The sequence below is a fragment of the Candidatus Poriferisodalis sp. genome, from assembly GCF_965262965.1.
Classification (GTDB): domain Bacteria; phylum Actinomycetota; class Acidimicrobiia; order Acidimicrobiales; family Poriferisodalaceae; genus Poriferisodalis.
Genome location: NZ_OZ253573.1, coordinates 3,865,573 through 3,886,360, shown reverse-complemented (window position 1 = coordinate 3,886,360; position 20,788 = coordinate 3,865,573). Strand labels below are relative to the sequence as shown.

Below are 20,788 nucleotides of genomic sequence, written 5' to 3'. Positions count from 1 at the left end.
CTACCGTCGCAGCGTTGGTGCAAGGTTGACCCTTCCCAACGCCAGACCACCTCGACGGAGCATCCAGATGAGCGACACAACGGCAGAACTGCTGGTGAGAGGTGCAGAACTCGTCGCGACGTGCGATGCACAGCGGCGTGAGATCGCGGGCGGCTGGGTGTCGGTCTCCGGCGGCGTTGTGAGCGCGGTCGGCGAGCCCGGGGACCCGCCGCCAGCGGCCCAGCGCACGATCGACGCGAGCGGCTGCGTGGTGACCCCGGGCCTCGTGAACACTCACCACCACATGTACCAAAACCTCACCCGGGCCTACGCGCCCGCGTTGGGCGGCGGCCTGTTCGAGTGGCTCACGACGCTGTACCCGCTGTGGGCGCGGCTCGACGAACAGGGCGCGTACCTGTCGGCCTGGGTCGGGCTTGCCGAGCTTGCGCTCGGGGGCTGCACGACCAGTACGGATCACCTCTACGTGCATCCCCACGGCGGGGGCGATCTCATCGCCGCCGAGATCGCCGCGGCGACTGAGCTCGGCATGCGGTTCCATCCCACGCGCGGCTCGATGTCGCTGGGCCAGTCCGCTGGCGGCCTCCCGCCAGACGAGGTGTGCCAGCCGCCCGACGAGATCTTGGCCGAGTCCGAGCGGCTCGTGGCAACGCACCACGACCGCTCACCCACCGCGATGGTCCGTATCGCGCTGGCGCCGTGCTCGCCGTTCTCGGTGGGGACCGAGCTGATGACCGCCACCGCGGAGCTGGCCGAGCGACTCGATGTACGGCTGCACACCCATCTGGCCGAGGACCCCGGCGAGGACGGTTTCTGCATCGAAATGTTCGGCATGCGCCCGGTGGACTACTTCGAACAGTGCGGCTGGGGCAGTGATCGGTCCTGGATCGCGCACGGCGTTCAGCCCAACCCTGCCGAGATCGTCCGTCTCGGCCAGTGGGGCACCGGCGTCGCGCACTGCCCCAGCTCCAACCTGATCCTGGGCACCGGTCTGGCCCCGGTGCGAGAACTGAGGGCCGCCGGGGTTCAGGTCGGTCTCGGCGTCGACGGCTCGGCCAGCGCCGACTCGGCCTCAATGTGGACCGAAGCCCGCAACGCCCTGCTGGTAGGACGGCTGCGCGATGGCCTGCGCCACTCGAGTCCTGAGCGAGGGCTCGACAGCGGACGCCCCGCCAGCCAACCCGAGACTGCGGCCGAGCTGAGCGAGAGCAGGTACTTCACGGCCCGAGATGCCCTCGAGATCGCCACTCGTGGCGGCGCCGGCTGCCTCGGCCGTTCCGGCGAGATCGGAGAGCTCTCGGTGGGCGCATGCGGCGACCTCGTGGTGTGGCAGCTCGACGGCCCGGCGTTCGCCGGCGCGTTGTCAGACCCGATCGAGGCGTGGCTGCGCTGCGGGCCGCTTGGCGCCCGCGACACGATCGTCGCCGGGCGCTTGGTCGTCAGCGACGGTCGACTCGTGCATCCCGCGCTCGACGAACGCCTCGCAGCCCACCGGCGCACCGCCGCTGCCATGCAGCGGGTTTGAGACTCAGCGCTGCCATGCAGCGGTCATGATCCGGGACGGCGATAGGGCGAACCGAGGCGATCGAGCCAACGCAACGGCGCAACAGCGTCGATGGCCGCGCTGAACGACCAGCGCTCACTGGCCAGGTTGAGCGCAACGAGCACCGCAAGCATTACCCACTCGACCGTGCCGGACGCCATCGCCACGGTGGCGAGGCCCAGAGCTGCCCCTGTGGCGTTCACGCCGGTGTCGCCTTGCATGTGCTGCTCGCGCATCTCGCTGCGCAGCAGCCCGACCGATGCCCCGACGGCTCCGGCCGCCCACAAAGCAGGAGACTGCCACGCCAACCACGCCCAATCAGCGCCCGCATAATGGAATCCTTGCTGCCAAGCCGCGTCAGCCAGTGCGACAGGCACCAGTCCGCACAGCCACCACGCCAGCGCAGCCTTCGTGGCCCGGCCCGGCACTCGGTCCAACAGATTCAGCACGTTGGCACTGAGTGCCACGATCAGCGCCGCACGCACGAGTGCCACGGGGCTCCATCCGTCGACTGCACCCGTCACGACGCTCAGAAGCGACCGCAGGAATCCGAACCCAACGCCGGCGCGTGACGCACACTGATCCCACAGCGCGATCGGATTGCCCCACAGCGCGATCTGGGTGCACAGCAGCGCCGCCGCGCCACCGCCGAGCGCCTTCTGGGTGCCGGTCGTGAGCCGGCGCTCATGCCAGCTGCGACGGAAGTGGGCCGCGATGCCACCCACCCTGGCGTCCCCGCGGGTGTCGTCTCGGTAGCCCAGAGCACCGAAGCCGACCAGCGCGATCACGGTCGCCACAGCTCCAGCAACCGCCAGCTCGACCGGGTCTGTGTCGAACTCGGGCACCGTCGAAGAAGCCGAACGCCCGGCATCTGAGACTGAGACCGCAGCGGTGTCGGAAACGGCGGCGTAGGCAAACCATCCAGCACCCTCGCAGGACGCGGAGACGAGGACCGTCAGGGCAACGGCGGCCGCCGCACCCACGGCGACGACGAGCAGGCCCGAGGTCGCCACTATTTGCTCACCGCGGTAGTTGGGCCGCATCCAGCGCTTCCGCGGCATCACCGAACCTGCCAGGCGCCACAGCACCGCTGCCGCCAGTGCCCCCGCGACGGCGACCAGCGCCAGCGCAGCGCCCGTGCGAAGTGCGTCGTCAGCCGCCACGCGACCTCGGGCGGCGCCATCGACGTCGAACCGCAGACAGCGGTGCCTGGCCGAACTTGCGCAGCGAACTTCGCAGTGCCTCCAAGCTCAGCGCACGCTTGACGTCGAACCGGACCGGACGTCGCGCAATCGCGGCGGCAACGAGGTGAAACAGCAACCTGCGCCCGCCGATGCGGGCCGACGCGGCACGCAGCACATGGCGGCCGATACGAGCGCGGTGCGCAAACCCGCCGATGTCGCGTCCCGTTGGGCGATGCGCGAACGGAACCTCGACTTCGGCGATCACCGCTCCCCGCATCGTCGCATCCAGTGTCAGCCCGATCTCGAGCCCGAATCCCTCGGCGAGTTCGAGCGAGCGGAGCAGTGCCCCACGCACGGCCCGCTGGCCCGACAGCGGTTCTGCAAACGCCGTGCCCGTCTCGATTCGCAGGACGCGAGCTGCGAGACGCTTGACAAGCCCGAAGCCGCCGCGGCGCGGGGTCGCGCCAGCCTCGTCGCGGTCGTGCGTTCCGAACACAGCGACGGTCATGTCAGCCTGTGAGGCCACCACCGGCCCGAGCAACTTCCCTGCATGTGCCGCTGTGGGGCCAAGGTCGGCATCGATGAGCAAGTAGATCTCGGGTGCGCCCGAGGCCGCCACTCCGGCCGCCACAGCACCGCCTTTGCCGCGATTGCGAGCCAATTCGACCACCCTGGCTCCGGCGCTCGACGCCACTGCTGCGGTGCGATCTCGTGAGCCGTCGTCGACCACGATCACGTCGAGCACATCAGGCACCAAGCGAAGTGCCGTCACGGTGGCACCCACGGTGGCCGCGCTGTTGTACGCCGGCACGATGGCCACGACGTGGGTCACGGCGTCCCCAGACCGTGTGAAGGATCGATCGCCGAGAAGTGCACAACCTCAGGCAGGTTCTCCAGCGCCACCAGCAGCGCCAGGTCGCCCGAAAAGGTGTCCACCGCATCGACGGTGGAGAACGCTGATGACAGCACCTCATCGGATCGCACGCCTGCAAGCACCGATCCGTAGCCCGCTCCCGCAGCGGAATCGTCAGTGGCGAGCGCCGGAATCTCCACGATGACGCCCGTGCCCTCGTGACCCTCGGCTGCGATGACATCGAGCAAGTCGAAGACGAATTCAGTATTCAGGCCGGCCGAGGCCGCATCAGTCACCACGACGAGGCGAAGCGTCTCGCCGCCGAGCCGATGCAGTGCAACCGCACCCGTGCCGTCATGGGTGACGAGGCCGAGGTCCCGCAGCACGGTGAGCGCCGTGCGAGTCGTCGGCACCGCCGCGAACCCAGGGCTGAATCCGTCCAGCGCCGCAGCGTCAGGCACAACCTCAACATCGGCTCCCTCGCCTGTTGACGATCCCGCTTCGTCGGGCCGGTAGAGCGCCTGGGGAACCAAGAAGCGAAGGGCGCGCCGGACGGCGTCGCGACTGTCGCCGGCCAGCGAGAACGCATCGGCAATCTGCCGGCGCACTGCAGCGTCGTCGAGCCTGAGGCCGTCGCTCAGCCACAGCACCCCGCCGAGCTCGGCGTCAGTGGCAACCAGTCGGGAGCGGATCGCCGCCACTGCATCGGTGTCGGCGCCTTCTGGCGCGACCACCAGCGCTGTTGTCCCGCTCAGCCGTCCCTGCGCCAGGTAGGGACGTACAAGGTTCTCCATCTCGCCGCGTTCGGCGCGCGCAGCATCGATGCTGGCGAGCGCTTCGTCTCGTGCCTCGACGGCTTCGGTTCGCTCGGCAATTGCCGCGAGCGTGTCCTCTTCGAGCTGGTCGACCTGGAATTCGAGGTTGCTGACCAGCACTGAGTCCACGAACGTCGAACCCAGGGCCAAACCGATCGCGAGGGCCAAGAACACCGCCACGATCGAGACGATGTGGTAGCGCAGATTGATCATCTCAAAGGCCCATGTTGATCCACAACGTGCGCAGCAGCAGCCGGCCCGGCTCGGTTACCGCGGCAATGACGCCGATAGTGACGAGTGCCGACACGATGAGCATCGCCATGTCGCGCTTGCGGATCTGCGTCCGGTACAGGCGGCTCACGCCCTTGGCATCGACAAGCACAGAGGACACCTGCATGCGGGTGAGGAACGTGGAAGCCATGCCGCGGCGGCCCTTGTCGAAGAAGTCCACCATCGACGTGTGCGATCCGACCTCGACGATCTGCTCGGCTCGCTGTTCGAACGCCAGACGTAGCGCCAAGTCCTCGCTGGTGCCAGGCGCCGAGATCACGTCGTATTCGACACCGGCGTCGGAGAGGCGCTTCGCCCCCGGAGCGTCGCCGTCGGCGTACGCGTGAACGATCAGCTGCGCGCCGCAGCCGAGCGCCCGCGGCGACACTGAGTCGAAGTCGCCGATGATGATGTGGGGGGCCATGCCGGCTTCGAGCAGCGCATCGGCACCGCCGTCCACGCCGATGCGGATCGGCCGCATGTCCGACATGTAACCCGAGCGGCGCAGGGCCGCGAGGTCCTCGCGGTAATCGATGCCGCGCACCACCACCAGGACATGTCGTCGGCGCAGCTCGTGGCGCAACGGCGGAATGTCCAGCTCTTCGGTGAGGATCAGCGGTTCAGTGGCCAAGTACTCGAGCGTGTTGCGGGCAAAGCTGCCGAGTTCGCTGCGCACCGCGACGCGCGCAGCCTCGAGAACTTGCTCAAAATACTGCGCGTCGCGTCGATAGCCGGTGGCCAGAAATTCACCGTTGCGGTGCACTTCGTCACCGCTGATCGCGATCTCGTCACCATCACGCAACATGTCGAACGACGCGTCACCGATGTCATCCAACACCAGCATGTCGGCCTGCGCGAGGGTCAACCCGCCTAGCGCCGGATAACGGCCGCTCATCGTCGGCACCGCGTTGATGACCGCTGCGGCGCCGGCCGCGATCAGCCCGTCGGCCGCTACCCGGTCCAGATCTGAGTGATGCACGACCGCGATTTCTCCGCGGTCGAGTCGGCCGATGAGATTCTTGGTTCTGCGGTCCACTCGGCATCGCGCCGCCACTTCCGCCTGGCCGTTGCGTCGGCGGCGGCGCAGCATTCGCCGGCGGGACACTCTCACGGCGCAGCGACGCCCGAAACGTGCGGGGGCGTTGCCGCCCCAGAGCTCTCAGCAGTCGCTCCGTTCGGGGAATCGAACCGTGGACGGAGTGACGCCGCACCGGCCAACAACTCGGTGGCGTGCTGGCGACCGCTCGCCAAGTCGGGCTGTCCGGACAGCATGCGTGCGAGTTCGCTGATGCGTTCGCCACCGGTGACCAACACAACATCAGAGGCGACCGTGGCGCCGTCGTCAGTCTTGCGCACCGCCACCTGATGGTGCGCGAATGCCGCAACCTGAGCAAGATGGGTGACGACCAGCACTTGATGAGCCGGGGCGAGCGACGACAATGCTCGACCCACGGCCAGAGCGGTCTCACCGCCGATGCCTGCGTCAACTTCGTCGAATACCAGCGTGGGGGGACCTGCGGTGAGCACAAGCCGCAACGCGAGCATCACGCGTGCCAGCTCGCCTCCCGACGCCACCTTCGAGAGCGGACCTGTCCCAGTACCCCGATTCGCGCTGAAGCGAAACTCCACGTCGTCGCTCGGCGCGGGACCCGACACATTCACATCCAGGCGACCGTGCTCGAGCGCCAGCGAGCCCAGATGCTCGGTGACGGCTGCGGCGAGCCCCGGTGCCGCCGCGCTGCGTGCGCACGCGACAGCGTCGGCTTCGCGTGCGACATGTTCTTGTGCTGCGGCGATTCGGGTCTCGAACTCGCCTGCCAACTCGTCGTGACGCTCGAGCCCCGAAAGGCGTTGGGCCGCGTCGGCTCCGAAGGCGAGAACATCGGCCAGCGTGTCGCCGTACTTGCGCGTCAACTCCCGGAGACGCTGATGCCGCGCCCGGACCTCGGCGAGTGCCCGCGGGTCCTCATCGATCGAGTCGAGCACACCGCGGAGTTGTTCGACGGTGTCGTCCAGCTCAACTGCCAGCGCACCCAGCCGCACCCCGACCGCGGCGAAGGGCTGCCGGCTCGCTAGCGCCGCAACGGCCTCTCCGAGCTTGTCGATCGCGCCGTCGTCGCCTGAAAGCGAGTGGTGGGCCGAATGGCCTGCCGCCAGGTGGGCGGCAGCGTCGGCCAGCAGATCTTCGTGTTCGGTCAAGCGCTGCAGTTCATCGGGATCGTCGAGCTGGGCCTCGGAGATTTCGTCGACCTGATACCGGAGCACGTCGATTTCCTGCGCACGCGCCGTGGCATCACCGCCGAGCGCCGCAAGATTGCGCTGCAGCGCCACGAGCTCGTCACGCGCCGCGCGCAAGGGGCGAAGATCGACGTTGCCCCAGCGGTCCAACGCGCCGCGCTGGGTGCGGCCCGACAGCAGCGATTGATGCTGATGCTGACCGTGCAGGTCGATGAGCCCGGCGCCCAGCTCAGCAAGTTGAGATGCCGACGCCATCTCGCCGTCCACGTAGGCACGGCTGCGACCCGCAGCGGGAATCACCCGGCGCAGAACAATTTCATAGCTGTCGCTTGGCTCCCGACGACTCCACGCGCCGTTGGGCCGCGAGGTGTCGGCCGTGCTGTCGGACACCACGAACCGACCCTCGACGACTGCGGCATCCGCCCCGGTCCGAACCATCGCAGGGTCGGCCCGGCCGCCGACCAACAGCTGCACGGCCTGCACGATCATCGTCTTGCCGGCGCCGGTCTCGCCTGTGAGCGCCGTCATTCCCGGACCCAGCACCAGGCTGGCCCTTTCGATCACACCGAGGTTGCGCACGGCCAGCTCGACCAGCATCAGTTTCCTCCGATGCGTCGGAGACAGCAGCCTGGGCCCTGCGGCGACGAAGGGCCCACTGCGCGCATCATCGATCCTTGAGCCCGAACTTGTGCTTCAGGACTCGATGAAAGCTGTCCGCTCCCGCGGTCACCAGTCGGGCCTGATACGGCGCACGGGTCACGATCAATTCGTCACCTGTGTGCAGCCTCGTCGCCGACCGCCCGTCCACCGCCGCGAGGGCTGTGCGCTCGCCGATGACACGCAACCCGATTTCAGTCTCCGCCGGAAGCAACAGGGACCTGTCGAACAGCATGTGCGGCGCAACCGGTGTGACCTGCAGGGCTTCGTGCGTCGGAGCCACCACGGCCCCGCCTGCGGACAGGCTGTATGCGGTGGATCCAGTCGGAGTGGACACGATGAGACCGTCCGCGGCGTAGGTCGCGAACACGTCGCCGTCGAAGGAAACTTCCAACCGAATCGTGTGCCCAGGATCACGCCTCTCGACGACCACCTCATTGAGGCCCGTCCACATGCTCACCTCGTCGGTGCCGTCGCCCGCCCCGCGAGCGGCATCCGACTCGCCGGCACGTCGGCCTGCGTCCCTGTCGCCCGCGCGTTGGACGTTGGCACTGACCATCATCCGCTCAGAGATGCCGAGGTCGCCGGCCAGTGCCGCTGCCACGGTCTCGATGAGGTGCGGGGGCTCAAACTCTGTCAGGTAGCCGAGGTGTCCCACGTTGACCCCGAGCACCGGCACGCCAGCCGCTGCCACCATGTCGAACGAACGCAGCATCGTGCCGTCGCCGCCGATGCTCACAGCCAATGCCGCACGCCCGTTCACCAATTGGTCGTCGTCGCTGAGCTCCGTCCGGCCGAGTACCGCAGCCTCGCCAGGAGGCAGAACGACCGAGTGACCGTTGCGCTCAAGCCATTCGATCAGATGCTTCGCCGCTGCAAGCGCTTCGGCGCGCTCGACGTGCGCGAGCACGGCCACATCGCTCATGGCCGCCTCCTCGTCGCTTCGGTCTCGTCTGCAGCCAGACGCACAACATCGGCGACATCGGCGTCCCTCAGCGTCGCAGCGACAGCGATGTCCGCTCTTCGGCGGCAAAACAGGAGGAACTCCACGTTGCCTGCCGCACCGCGCAGCGGCGAGATCGTGATGCCGGCGGGACCCAGTCCATGCTCCGAAGCCGAAGCCACCACGTCGTCGAGGACGCGTCGCCAGACCGCAGGGTCCCTCACGACGCCCTTGCCTCGCGACGCCTCTCGCTTGCCAGCCTCGAATTGGGGCTTGACCAGCAGCACGGCTTCGCTCGTCGGCTTGGCGCACGCGGCGAGGTTCGGCATCACGGTGCGCAACGAGATGAACGAGAGATCCGCGGTGACGATGTCGACCTCGCTGCCGATGTCTTGCGCTCCGAGATCGCGAATGTTGCAGCGCTCACGAACGATGACACGCTCGTCGGCGCGCAATCTCGCATCGAGCTGGCCCCAGCCGACATCGACGGCAATGACCTCGCCAGCACCGCGTTGCAGGAGACAGTCAACGAAGCCGCCTGTCGAAGCGCCCGCATCGAGCGCCCGCCGATCCTCGACATCGATTCCGAAGGCGTCGAGGGCGGCGTCGAGCTTGTAGCCGCCGCGCGAGACGAACAGCTGCGGTTCCCCGCTCAGGTACACCGCCTCTGATGGCGCGACGAGCCGCGAGGACTTGGACGCGATCGCTCCGCCGACATGAACCCGGCCTTCGTCGATGAGTGCCGCTGCAGCGGTCCGTGACGGCGCAATGCAGCGGCGCACCAACTCGCTGTCCAGGCGTCGGCGCACTGCGGTCACGCTGTCGAACGTACCAGCGCGCCGAGCTGGCTCAGTAGCGGTTTGCGCGCCGCGCCTGATGCGACGACGTTGGCAACTTTGGCGTCCCCGGACGTGGGTATCAGACGTTCCAAGTGCCCCGTGAGCGGAGCATCGCACCGATATCTGCAGATCCCTGCTTTTCCTGCGCGGCGGCCAGTTGGCGGGTCGAGGCCATTGCGTACTCGCTGCGCTCCACTGCCCGGAGCACGCCGATCGGAGTCGGCTCGAACGGTCCGCGGGCGAGACGAGCGAGCATGAACGCCGTCGAGGGGTCGTGCTTGCGCTCGTTGTGCACCAACAGGGCGCTATCGCCGACATCAGCGGTGTGGACGACCCGGGCGCAGCCGGCCTCGTCGATCACGCCGAACTCGCCGTCGGCCCCGAAACGAATCGGCTCGCCATTGACGAGCGGGATGAGGTTGGCGTCGCGGTTCTGCTTCTTCGTGATGGTCTCGAACGCACCGTCGTTGAAGACGTTGCAGTTCTGGAGTACCTCGACGAACGCTGCGCCGTCATGGGCATGCGCACGCCGGAACGTCTCCATCATGTGCTTGCGGTCCATGTCGTGGGTGCGGGCGACGAAGGAGGCCTCGGCGCCGAGTGCCACCGCCAGCGGGTTGAACGGCGCGTCCAGCGAGCCCATGGGCGAGCTCTTGGTGACCTTGCCGACCTCGCTGGTAGGGCTGAACTGGCCCTTGGTCAGCCCATAGATCATGTTGTTGAACAGCAGCACCTTGATCTTGACGTTGCGTCGCAGCGAGTGGATCAGGTGATTGCCGCCGATCGACAGCATGTCGCCGTCGCCGCCGATCACCCACACATCGAGATCGGGGCGCGCCATTGCCAAGCCGGTGGCGATCGCAGGTGCTCGGCCATGGATGCCGTGCACGCCGTAGGAGTTCATGTAGTACGGGAAGCGCGCCGCACAGCCGATGCCCGAGATGAACACCGTGTTGTGGGGTTCTGTCCCAAGGCTCGGCATCAGCATCCGCATCGCCGTGAGGATGGAGTAGTCGCCGCAGCCAGGGCACCAGCGGACCTCCTGATCGGACGCCCAGTCGGCCGGCCCGGTCGTCGGAGCGGCGGAGGTGTCGGTCATCTTCGAACTCGTCTCTGTGGGGTTGTTGCTGTCGCGAATGTCGTGTGTTGGTGTGCTCGGGCGCGGCGCCTACGCCGATGCCAGTGTCTCGAGCCGTTTGCGGACGCCCTCGGTCACCTCTGCGGTAGTGAATGGCACGCCGTCGATCTTGCCGATGTGCTCGACGTCGACGAGGTACTTCGCCCGCACCAGATTGCAGAGCTGGCCCTTGTTCATCTCTGGGCACACCACGGCGCGGTACCGCCGAAGTGTGTCGCCGAGGTTGGCGGGCAGCGGATTGAGGTGCCGCAGATGCACGTGCGCGACCTTGTGACCGGCCTCGCGCAGTCGTCCTGCGGCGGCGTCGATGGCACCCCAGGTCGAACCCCAGCCCAGCACGACCAGATCGGCGTCGGCATCTCCGGCCACCTCGGCATCGGGGACATCGACGCCGTCAACTTTCGCCTGACGCAAGTCGACCATCTTCTGGTGGTTCTCGGGGTCGTAGGAGATATTGCCCGTGCCGTCTTCCTTTTCGATGCCGCCGATGCGGTGCATCAACTCGGGTGTGCCGGGGATGGCCCAAGGCCGTGCCAGCGTCTCGGGATCACGCAGATACGGCAGGAAGATGCCATCGCCGTCCTCATTCGTGCCGTTGAAGCCGATTGCGAATTCGACGCCGATGTCGGGGAGCGTGTCGACGTTGGGCAGCAGCCATGGCTCGGAGCTGTTGGCGAGGTAGCCGTCAGAGAGCACGATGACCGGCGTGCGGTACTTCAACGCGATGCGTGATGCCTCGATGGCAATGTCGAAGCAGTCCGCCGGGCTGCGCGGCGCCACAATCGGCAATGGCGACTCGGAGTGACGGCCGTACATGGCCATCATCAGGTCGGCCTGCTCGGGCTTAGTCGGCAGGCCGGTGGACGGTCCGCCTCGCTGTATGTCGAGCACCACCAAGGGCAGCTCAAGGCTGACGGCCAGGCTCAGCGTCTCGCCCTTGAGCGCCAGCCCAGGACCCGACGTGGCGGTGAACGCCAGCGCTCCTCCGAACGCCGCGCCGACGGCGGACGCCGCCGCCGCGATCTCGTCCTCGGCCTGGAAGGTCCGCACGCCGAAGTTCTTCTTGAGCGACATCTCGTGGAGGATGTCCGAAGCCGGAGTGATCGGGTATGAGCCCAGGAACACCGGAAGGCGCGCCAGCTCGCCGGCCGAGATGCAGCCCCACGCGAGCGCGGTGTTGCCATTGACGTTGGTGTATTCGCCAGGTGGGAGTGGAGCCGGCTTGACCTCGTAGTGCGCCTCGAAGATTTCAGCCGTCTCGCCGAAGTTGTACCCGGCGCGGAACGCGGCCGTGTTGGCGTTGATGACCTGTTCACGGCCGCGGAATTTCGTGTTGATGAATTCGACGGTGGGCTCAGTCGGCCGTGTGTACATCCACGAGATCAGCCCGAGCGCGAAGAAGTTCTTGGACCGCTCGGCGTCACGTGGCTTGACGCCGTGCACGGCCACCGCGTCACGGGTGATCTGGCTCATCGGGACGGGATAGGTGCGGTAGTCGTCCAGCGTGCCGTCGTCCAGCGGATTGCTCTTGTAGCCGGCCTTGTCGAGGTTGCGGTCGGTGAAGGCGTCGGTGTTGACGATCAGCGCTCCGCCCTGGGTGAGGTGGTGCAGCTGAGCCTTGAGTGCGGCGGGGTTCATTGCGACCAGCACGGTCGGAGCATCGCCCGGCGTGGTGATGTCGAAGTCCGAGACGCGGACCTGGAACGCCGAGACGCCCGCGAGCGTCCCCTGCGGCGCCCGGATCTCAGCGGGGAAATCCGGCAGCGTCGACAGGTCGTTGCCGAGCGCGGCAGAGATGCTGGTGAACTGATCGCCGGTCAGCTGCATGCCGTCGCCGGAGTCGCCGGCGAAGCGAATGATGACTTCGTCGATCTCCTGCAGCGGCAATTCGCGTGATGCGGTGTCGGTCACATTGCCTCCTGGGGGATGTCGGCTTCTGTGTGGGGGTGCGGCGGAAGTCCAGCAAACACGCTAGCCGCAACCGTCGTCGCACGGCTGTTTGGGAGCGACCGCCGGGCGGCGGCTGCTCAGGCGATCGTGACCGCCGGGTCGAGGTATACGTCCTGGATGGCTCCGAGCAGCGCAATGCCCTCGGACATCGGTCGCTGGAAGGCTTTGCGGCCAGAGATCAAGCCGACGCCGCCGGCGCGCTTGTTCACCACGGCGGTCTCGGTGGCCTCTGCGAGATCGGTAGCGCCCGAACTGGCGCCGCCGGAGTTGATGAGCCCCACGCGCCCCAAATAGCAGTTGGCCACCTGCCAGCGGCACAGGTCAACCGGGTGCTGCGAGGTCAGACGGTCGTACACAGCGGCGTGGGTCTTGCCGAATCCTGGCACCGAGTTGAACGCGCCGTTGTTCTCAGGCAGCTTCTGCTTGATGATGTCGGCCTCGATCGTGACGCCGATGTGGTTGGCCTGCCCGGTTGCATCGGCAGCGACGTGGTTGTCGACGCCGCCTGTTTCGTTGGACAGGTTGATGGCCGAGTTGCGCAGGTAGCACCACAGCACGGTGAACATCCCGCGGCGGTGCGCCTCCTCGAAGGCGGCGGCGACTTCGGTGATCTGGCGACCGCTTTCGGCCGAGCCGAAGTAGATGGTGGCGCCGACACCCGCTGCTCCGAGCTCGTGGGCCCGGGCGACGGATCCGAACATGATCTGGTCGTACGTGGTCGGGTAGGTCATGAGCTCGTTGTGATTGAGCTTCACGATGAACGGAATGCGGTGCGCGAAGCGGCGGGAGACTGCTCCCAGCACACCGAAAGTCGTTGCAACGGCGTTGCATCCGCCGTCGAGGGCGAGTTCCACAATCGCGGCCGGGTCGAAATAGATCGGGTTGGGGGCGAACGATGCTGCCGCGGTGTGCTCGATGCCCTGATCGACGGGGAGGATCGAGACGTACCCAGTACCGCCGAGCCGGCCGTGATCGAACAGCGACTGCAGGCTGCGCATGACCTGTGGCGACCTGTCGCTGCCGGCGACCACGTCAGTGACGAAATCGGGACCTGGCAGGGTCAGCATGTCGCGACTGATCCCCTCACACTTGTGGTCCAGCAAGTACGAGGCCCGGTCGCCCAACAGGCGTTCGATGTCGGTGTCCGTCGTCACGTTGTGCCGCTCACCTTGCACGACTCATTGGGCACCACTCATTGGGCACCACTCACTGGCGTCTCCTGGCGCTCGCAGGGTGCATCCGTTCGCCGGTTTCACGGATTCGCCCGGTCGCCCAATTGACACCGTCACTCTACCGGCGCACTTTCGAAGTCGGGAGGAGTCCAGCAGCCCGTCACGACGCTGCGTCGTTGAGCGATGCCAGTCGGTCGTTCACGTCGACAAAGTCGGGTTCTGCCTGCTGGACCCGGCTGAAGCCCCGCCGTGCCCGTTGCAGATCGCCGACCTGGTCATAGAGGTCGGCAAGCGCGTACCACAGCCTCAGATGATGTTCCTTGGGGCGCTTCGGGCGCAACGGTCCGGCTTCGAGGAGTCGAATGGCGTCTTGGGTTCTGCCCTCATCAGCCAGTGCGCCCGCCGTCACGATCCGACCCTCTGTGATCGTGCCGGCATCCGGGCCCGAGAGTCGAAGCCGATCCCAGACGTCGTGGACGTCATTGAGGCGGCCGAGCGCTCTGTAGCAATCCGCCAGGACCGGAAGCTGATCGATTGCGCCCGTCATCGCTTCGTATTGCTCGAGCCGGTGCGCAGCCGCAGTCCAGCGGCCCAGCCGGTACAGCGTCAGTCCGTACAGTTCCTGCACCTCAGCAACGGCAGCGAACCGCGACGCGAGCGGCCGCAGCGTGCTCAGCGCGTCGCCGAAGCGCTCCGCCAGGAAGTCCTCCCCGGCGTCGCGTAGGCGCAGCGCCAGCCGCTCCCGTTCGGACTTCGGCATATCTCGCACCGAGGCCGGGTCCAGCTGCGGAACATCCAGCCGCACCTTCGGGCGTCGCCGACGCTGTGCATCCTGGGCACCGCTGCGGCGGGGGCCGCCAGCCTCAGGCGATACTCGCTCAAGATCCGCCAACGGCTCGGGACGTTGCTCGTTGCGGGCCGGCACACCTGCTGCATACGCATCTCCCCGATCCGCACCGGGAATGGGTCGCAGCACTGATGCACCCTTGCGCGCAACGCCGCCCCAGTCGGTACGGCGGGCGGCTTTCTCTGCCACCTCGTCGACCGGCTTGTCAGGCCGGCGCGGCGGTCCCGAGCGCCGCGCAGACCGATCCGGTGCACGGGCGCCACGCGAAGACTCGCCTTCGCCGCGGTTGCGGCGGTCACCCTCTCGATCAGGACGCCGACCTCGCGCCGGTCCGCCATCGTTGCGCCGCTCGGGGCGATCATCGCGGGAGCGGTCACCCTCTCGATCAGGACGCCGACCTCGCGCCGGTCCGCCATCGTTGCGCCGCTCGGGGCGGCCGTCGCGGCGGCGGTCACCTTCTCGATCCGAGTCTCGACCGGGGCTGTCGTCGCGGCGCCGGCGACGATCGCCACTGCGACCGCCGTCACGAGCGGAGCCGCTGTCTCGACGACCTCCCGAACCAACGCCACCGGAGCGATCTGGGCGTCCACTGCGACCGCGATCAGGACGTTGCGCGCGCCCGCTGCGAGGCGGGCGCCGGTTCTCGGTCACTCCCCGAGGCTAGGCCCCAGACACGAAGAACCCCCGCCGCAGCAGCGACGGGGGTTCTTGATGAAAGGCTCCGGCAGCGACCTACTCTCCCAAGGGAATTTCCCCCAAGTACCATCGGCGCGGGCAGGCTTAACTTCCGTGTTCGGAATGGGAACGGGTGTGGCCCTGCCGCCATAGCCACCAGAGATCAAGATGCGGTCGACATGGTCGTCCGCACAAGTGCAGTAGTGCACAATGACGTCTGCACAGCGATGCACGATCAGCGCAGTTAGAGGTGCGCTTCCTCGAGGCTGAGTATCGATACCAAGCCCTCGGCCGATTAGTACCGGTCTGCTGAACACATTGCTGTGCGTACACATCCGGCCTATCAACGTGGTTATCTACCACGGGCCTTACCTGGTTAAAACCAGTGGGAGATCTCGTCTTGGAACAGGCTTCGCGCTTAGATGCTTTCAGCGCTTATCCCTCCCGCAGGTCGCCAACCAGCCGTGCTCCTGGCGGAACAACTGGCACACGAGAGCTGCGTCCATCCGGGTCCTCTCGTACTACGGACAGCTTTCCTCAAATCTCCTACAGCCACAGAGGATAGGGACCGAACTGTCTCACGACGTTCTAAACCCAGCTCGCGTACCGCTTTAATGGGCGAACAGCCCAACCCTTGGGACCTGCTTCAGCCCCAGGATGCGATGAGCCGACATCGAGGTGCCAAACCTTCCCGTCGATATGGACTCTTGGGGAAGATGAGCCTGTTATCCCCGGGGTACCTTTTATCCGTTGAGCAACGACGCTTCCACACGCAATCGCTGGATCACTATGCCCTGCTTTCGCACCTGCTCGACCTGTAAGTCTCACAGTCAAGCTCCCTTGTGCCATTGCACTCGACGACTGATTGCCAACCAGTCTGAGGGAACCTTTGGGCGCCTCCGTTACCATTTGGGAGGCGACCGCCCCAGTCAAACTACCCGCCTGGCACTGTTCCCAGACCCGTTGAGGGTCCTAGGTTAGAGTTCCGACATGAGCAGGGTCGTATTTCAAGGTTGACTCCACGCACGCTGGCGCGCACGCTTCCTAGTCTCCGACCTATCCTACACAACACGTGCCACAACCCAATACCAGGTTATAGTAAAGGTCCACGGGGTCTTTCCGTCCTTCTGTAGCTAACGAGCATCTTTACTCGTACTTCAATTTCGCCGGGTCTGTGGTTGAGACAGTGGGAAAGTCGTTACGCCATTCGTGCAGGTCGGAACTTACCCGACAAGGAATTTCGCTACCTTAGGACCGTTATAGTTACGGCCGCCGTTTACCGGGGCTTAGGTTCACAGCTTCGCTCCGAAGAGCTAACCGTTCCCCGTAACCTTCCGGCACCGGGCAGGCGTCACAGCGTATACATGGTCTTACGACTTCGCACGCTGCTGTGTTTTTAGTAAACAGTCGCTTTCCCCTATTTTGTGCCACCCTTTCCGGCTCAGGCAGCTAGTGCCGTCACCTTCAGAGGGTCATCCTTCTCCCGAAGTTACGGATGCAATTTGCCGAGTTCCTTAACCACAGTTCTCCCGTTCGCCTGAGTATACTCTACCCGCCTACCTGTGTTGGTTTAGGTACGGGCACCACGTGAACTCGCTAGAGGCTTTTCTTGGCAGCATGGAATCAGTGACTTCGCCTGTAGCGGCTCGGCGTCGCGTCTCAGACTTCATAGGGCCCGGATTTACCTAGTCCCTGTCCTACTCGCTTGCCCCAGGACAACCATCGCCTGGGTTCACCTATCCTCCTGCGTCCCCTCATTGCTGTCCTCCACGCGGTGGGTCGGTTCGCCTCTCCCCGAAGGGAGGACAGCCCCTTAGCAACCATGTTTCAGACTGGACGCGCACGTGGTGGTACCGGAATATCAACCGGTTGTGCATCGACTACGCCTCTCGGCCTCGCCTTAGCTCCCGACTAACCCTGGGAGGACCAGCCTTCCCCAGGAACCCTTGGGCTTACGGCGGAGGGGATTCGCACCCCTCTCTCGCTACTCATGCCAGCATTCTCACTCGGACCCGCTCCACTGGCGCTCACGCTCCAGCTTCGCAGCAGGCACGACGCTCCCCTACCCCTCAAATACACCCGTAGGCATATTCAAAGACGCGGCTTCGGCGGTGTATTTAGCCCCGTTACATTATCCGCGCAGGACCACTCGACCAGTGAGCTATTACGCACTCTTTCAAGGGTGGCTGCTTCTAAGCCAACCTCCTGGCTGTCTGGGCAATCCCACATCGTTTGCCACTTAATACACACTTAGGGGCCTTAGCCGGCGTTCTGGGCTGTTTCCCTCTCGTCCAACGAAGCTCATCCCCCGTGGACTCACTGCCGCACTCTAGAGCCATGGCATTCGGAGTTTGACTGGGGTCGGTAAGCTTGTAGGCCCCCTAACCCAATCAGTGCTCTACCTCCATGGCTGAACGTGCGACGCTGCACCAAAATGCATTTCGGGGAGAACCAGATATCACCGTGTTTGATTGGCCTTTCACCCCTATCCACAGGTCATCCGCCCAGTTTTCAACCTAGGTCGGTGCGGGCCTCCACGGAGTCTTACCTCCGCTTCACCCTGCCCATGGATAGATCACACGGCTTCGGGTCTACAGCATGCGACTGTACGCCCTATTCGGACTCGCTTTCGCTCCGGCTCCCCATCGCTGGTTAACCTTGCCACACACCGTAACTCGCTGGCTCATTCTTCAAAAGGCACGCTGTCGCGCTTGGACACAAGTGTCCAGTAGCGCTTCAACTGCTTGTAAACCAATGGTTGCAGGTACTATTTCACTCCCCTCCCGGGGTACTTTTCACCTTTCCCTCACGGTACTAGTTCACTATCGGTCGCCGACACATATTTAGCCTTACGAGGTGGTCCTCGCAGATTCACGCCGGCCTTCACGGAACCGGCGCTACTCGGGAGCATTCCCAGGAGACAAGCAGATTTCGCGTACGGGGCTGTCACCCTCTATGGCCCGCCTTTCCTGTACGGTTCCGCTATCTGCTTGTTTTGTAACTCCTTGACCGATCTGGTGTTCGGTCGGGGACGTCCCACAACACCGATCCGGCAACGCCACCAGGCTTTACCACCGGATTCGGTTTAGGCTGTTCCCATTTCGCTCGCCGCTACTCCGGGAATCGCTGTTGCTTTCTTTTCCTTAGGGTACTGAGATGTTTCAATTCCCCTCGTTCCCTCGCCCTGCCCTATATATTCAGGCAGACGTGACACCCGATTAAAGGTGCCGGGTTTCCCCATTCGGACATCCACGGATCAAAGCCCATTCGGCGGCTCCCCGTGGCTTATCGCAGCCTATCACGTCCTTCTTCGGTGTTCGGCGCCAAGGCATTCACCATTGGCTCTTCGTAGCTTGGTATATCGATACTCAGTCTCGAAGAATCATAATCCCTCTGCGGCAGAGACGACGTGCCGATTCCCGGCAGGATGTACCTGCCAATGAATCATTCATGACAATGTCGTCGATTGCACAGAGGGCTTGATGCTCGTGCATCGCTATGCAGTTGTCAGAGAGCTGCGAACTCGCGCAGCGCTCCCTGGCAGCAGAACAGAGGACGAGCTGGCGTTGGTGCGATAGGCGGACCGGACAGAGTCCAGTCAGGCCGATCGAACGAACGCCAGCACCAGTGCTCCAACTGGGAATCTCCGTCTGAGAAATGAGGCCACAGTGGCCTCTGTCTCGGAGGTGACTCCTTAGAAAGGAGGTGATCCAGCCGCACCTTCCGGTACGGCTACCTTGTTACGACTTCACCCCAATCGCCAACCCCACCTTCGACAGCTCCCTCCCCAAAGGGTTAGGCCACTGGCTTCGGGTGTTGCCAACTTTCGTGGTGTGACGGGCGGTGTGTACAAGGCCCGGGAACGTATTCACCCCGGCGTTGCTGATCCGGGATTACTAGCGACTCCAGCTTCATGGAGTCGAGTTGCAGACTCCAATCCGAACTGAGACCGGCTTTTTGGGATTCGCTTGACCTCGCGGTTTCGCAGCCCATTGTACCGGCCATTGTAGCATGTTTGCAGCCCTGGGCATAAGGGGCATGATGACTTGACGTCGTCCCCACCTTCCTCCGACTTGTCGCCGGCAGTCTCCCACGAGTCCCCGCCATTACGCGCTGGCAACATAGGATAAGGGTTGCGCTCGTTGCGGGACTTAACCCAACATCTCACGACACGAGCTGACGACAGCCATGCACCACCTGTGATGGGACCATAAGGAGACCGCATCTCTGCGGCTGTCCCCAACATGTCAAACCCAGGTAAGGTTCTTCGCGTTGCCTCGAATTAAGCAACATGCTCCGCCGCTTGTGCGGGCCCCCGTCAATTCCTTTGAGTTTTAGCCTTGCGGCCGTACTCCCCAGGCGGGGCACTTAATGCGTTAGCTACGGCACGGATCCCGTTGGATGGAACCCACACCTAGTGCCCAACGTTTACGGCGTGGACTACCAGGGTATCTAATCCTGTTTGCTCCCCACGCTTTCGCTCCTCAGCGTCAGTACCGGCCCAGAGTGCTGCCTTCGCTATCGGTATTCCTCCTGATATCTGCGCATTTCACCGCTACACCAGGAATTCTACACTCCTCTACCGGACTCTAGTCATGGCAGTATCGAGTGGCGTCTCAGAGTTGAGCCCTGAGTTTTCACACCCGACTTACCAAACCGCCTACGAGCCCTTTACGCCCAATGAATCCGGACAACGCTTGCGCCCTACGTATTACCGCGGCTGCTGGCACGTAGTTGGCCGGCGCTTCTTCTGCAGGTACCGTCAATTTCGTCCCTGCTGAAAGGGGTTTACGACCCGAAGGCCTTCTTCCCCCACGCGGCGTTGCTGCGTCAGGCTTTCGCCCATTGCGCAAGATTCCCCACTGCTGCCTCCCGTAGGAGTCTGGGCCGTGTCTCAGTCCCAGTGTGGCTGATCGTCCTCTCAGACCAGCTACCCGTCGATGCCTTGGTGAGCCGTTACCTCACCAACAAGCTGATAGGCCGCGAGACCCGCCCGGAGCACCAGAGCATTTCCTGAACGCACCATGCGGTGCAGACAGGATATTGGGTATTAATCCAGGTTTCCCTGGGCTATTCCCATCTCCGGGGTAGGTTTCTCACGTGATACTCACCCGTTCGCCACTCTCCCATTGAGGCCGAAGCCTCGGGATCGTTCGACTTGCATGTGTTAAGCACGCCGCCAGCGTTCGTCCTGAGCCAGGATCAAACTCTCCGTCAAGATCAGAGCCTGCGAGTCTCGTAGCAGCCGCCGAAGCGGCCACACGGTGAACATCGCAGGAACGATCAGAAGAGCCCCTGCCGCGATCATTGAAGGGGAAATACCCTCTCCTGCGGCAGCTGGCTGGAATTGTGCACCTTCGCATTCGGCCCGCACGAGGCGAGCTAGATGCTCGGATGCGATTGGTTGGTTCCCGACCATGAAATGGCCGTGAACCCGCTTTGTGGTTCGACCGGCGACTGAAACTCAGCAGCCGATCGCCCGCACTGGCGTTAATCGTCCTCTGTTCTGTTGTCAAGGAGCGCTGTCGACAAGCTGTCAACAGCTGACACTTGGCCGACGGTTGCTGCTGTCCTCATTGAGGAGCGCAGCAGAGGCCGTCGCCGGAGGTGTCTGACCCCTCTGACCAGCATTGCTGGCCCTGAGGGGGAGGCATGAGACTACCGGTG

The 20,788-nt window shown here is 64.8% G+C and carries 12 protein-coding genes and 3 rRNA genes; 1 reads left to right on the top strand and 14 read right to left on the bottom strand.

The window, feature by feature from the left end; translation table 11 throughout:
- Window positions 1–67 precede the first annotated feature (67 nt).
- Window positions 68–1,522, top strand: coding sequence for an amidohydrolase family protein (locus tag ACQY5K_RS18570; RefSeq protein ID WP_428118474.1), 1,455 nt, complete (start codon window positions 68–70; stop codon window positions 1,520–1,522).
- 23 nt (window positions 1,523–1,545) lie between these two features.
- On the opposite strand, the gene ACQY5K_RS18565 is transcribed toward ACQY5K_RS18570, so the two are convergent.
- The 14 genes from ACQY5K_RS18565 to ACQY5K_RS18500 form a co-directional block, all read right to left on the bottom strand.
- Window positions 1,546–2,703, bottom strand: coding sequence for a hypothetical protein (locus ACQY5K_RS18565; RefSeq protein WP_428118472.1), 1,158 nt, complete (start codon window positions 2,701–2,703; stop codon window positions 1,546–1,548).
- Complete coding sequence (locus ACQY5K_RS18560) at window positions 2,693–3,556, bottom strand: glycosyltransferase (protein ID WP_428118469.1); 864 nt, start codon at window positions 3,554–3,556, stop codon at window positions 2,693–2,695. The genes ACQY5K_RS18565 and ACQY5K_RS18560 overlap by 11 nt, the downstream gene beginning before the upstream one ends.
- Entirely contained in the window at window positions 3,553–4,605 is a 1,053-nt protein-coding gene (locus tag ACQY5K_RS18555; protein ID WP_428118466.1) for a copper transporter, read from the bottom strand. The genes ACQY5K_RS18560 and ACQY5K_RS18555 overlap by 4 nt, the downstream gene beginning before the upstream one ends.
- A 1-nt stretch (window position 4,606) precedes the next feature.
- Window positions 4,607–5,698: a putative cytokinetic ring protein SteA gene (gene steA / locus ACQY5K_RS18550; protein WP_428118463.1), complete on the bottom strand. Its 1,092-nt coding sequence runs from the start codon at window positions 5,696–5,698 to the stop codon at window positions 4,607–4,609.
- 71 nt (window positions 5,699–5,769) lie between these two features.
- Window positions 5,770–7,497: a DNA repair protein RecN gene (gene recN / locus ACQY5K_RS18545; protein ID WP_428118460.1), complete on the bottom strand. Its 1,728-nt coding sequence runs from the start codon at window positions 7,495–7,497 to the stop codon at window positions 5,770–5,772.
- 67 nt (window positions 7,498–7,564) lie between these two features.
- On the bottom strand, window positions 7,565–8,482 hold the full coding sequence (locus ACQY5K_RS18540) for an NAD(+)/NADH kinase (RefSeq protein ID WP_428118458.1): 918 nt from the start codon (window positions 8,480–8,482) through the stop codon (window positions 7,565–7,567).
- Window positions 8,479–9,318 (bottom strand): TlyA family RNA methyltransferase, encoded by an 840-nt coding sequence (locus tag ACQY5K_RS18535; RefSeq protein ID WP_428118455.1) that lies wholly within the window; start codon window positions 9,316–9,318, stop codon window positions 8,479–8,481. The genes ACQY5K_RS18540 and ACQY5K_RS18535 overlap by 4 nt, the downstream gene beginning before the upstream one ends.
- Before the next feature lie 100 nt (window positions 9,319–9,418).
- Window positions 9,419–10,438 carry a 2-oxoacid:ferredoxin oxidoreductase subunit beta gene (locus ACQY5K_RS18530; RefSeq protein ID WP_428118452.1) on the bottom strand — a complete coding sequence of 340 codons (1,020 nt, stop codon included), beginning with the start codon at window positions 10,436–10,438 and terminating at the stop codon, window positions 9,419–9,421.
- A gap of 69 nt (window positions 10,439–10,507) precedes the next feature.
- A complete protein-coding gene (locus ACQY5K_RS18525) occupies window positions 10,508–12,388 on the bottom strand; it encodes a 2-oxoacid:acceptor oxidoreductase subunit alpha (RefSeq protein WP_428118449.1) in 1,881 nt (626 codons plus the stop codon).
- Between the two features lie 116 nt (window positions 12,389–12,504).
- The gene (locus tag ACQY5K_RS18520) at window positions 12,505–13,581 is read right to left on the bottom strand and encodes a class I fructose-bisphosphate aldolase (RefSeq protein WP_428118446.1); all 1,077 of its coding nucleotides are present in this window, start codon (window positions 13,579–13,581) and stop codon (window positions 12,505–12,507) included.
- A gap of 178 nt (window positions 13,582–13,759) precedes the next feature.
- The gene (locus ACQY5K_RS18515) at window positions 13,760–14,635 is read right to left on the bottom strand and encodes a tetratricopeptide repeat protein (protein ID WP_428118443.1); all 876 of its coding nucleotides are present in this window, start codon (window positions 14,633–14,635) and stop codon (window positions 13,760–13,762) included.
- Between the two features lie 530 nt (window positions 14,636–15,165).
- Window positions 15,166–15,282: ribosomal RNA gene (gene rrf / locus ACQY5K_RS18510) — 5S ribosomal RNA — on the bottom strand.
- A gap of 114 nt (window positions 15,283–15,396) precedes the next feature.
- Window positions 15,397–18,480: ribosomal RNA gene (locus ACQY5K_RS18505) — 23S ribosomal RNA — on the bottom strand.
- A gap of 339 nt (window positions 18,481–18,819) precedes the next feature.
- Window positions 18,820–20,339 (bottom strand): 16S ribosomal RNA (locus ACQY5K_RS18500).
- The 16S, 23S and 5S rRNA genes sit together here, the layout of an rRNA operon.
- Window positions 20,340–20,788 lie beyond the last annotated feature (449 nt).

Bases quoted from the DNA above. Each gene is read 5' to 3' on its own strand.
- ACQY5K_RS18570 (WP_428118474.1), top strand. From the start codon at position 68: ATGAGCGACACAACGGCAGAACTGCTGGTGAGAGGTGCAGAACTCGTC.
- ACQY5K_RS18555 (WP_428118466.1), bottom strand. From the start codon at position 4,605: ATGATCAATCTGCGCTACCACATCGTCTCGATCGTGGCGGTGTTCTTG.
- recN (WP_428118460.1), bottom strand. From the start codon at position 7,497: ATGCTGGTCGAGCTGGCCGTGCGCAACCTCGGTGTGATCGAAAGGGCC.
- ACQY5K_RS18540 (WP_428118458.1), bottom strand. From the start codon at position 8,482: ATGAGCGATGTGGCCGTGCTCGCGCACGTCGAGCGCGCCGAAGCGCTT.
- ACQY5K_RS18530 (WP_428118452.1), bottom strand. From the start codon at position 10,438: ATGACCGACACCTCCGCCGCTCCGACGACCGGGCCGGCCGACTGGGCG.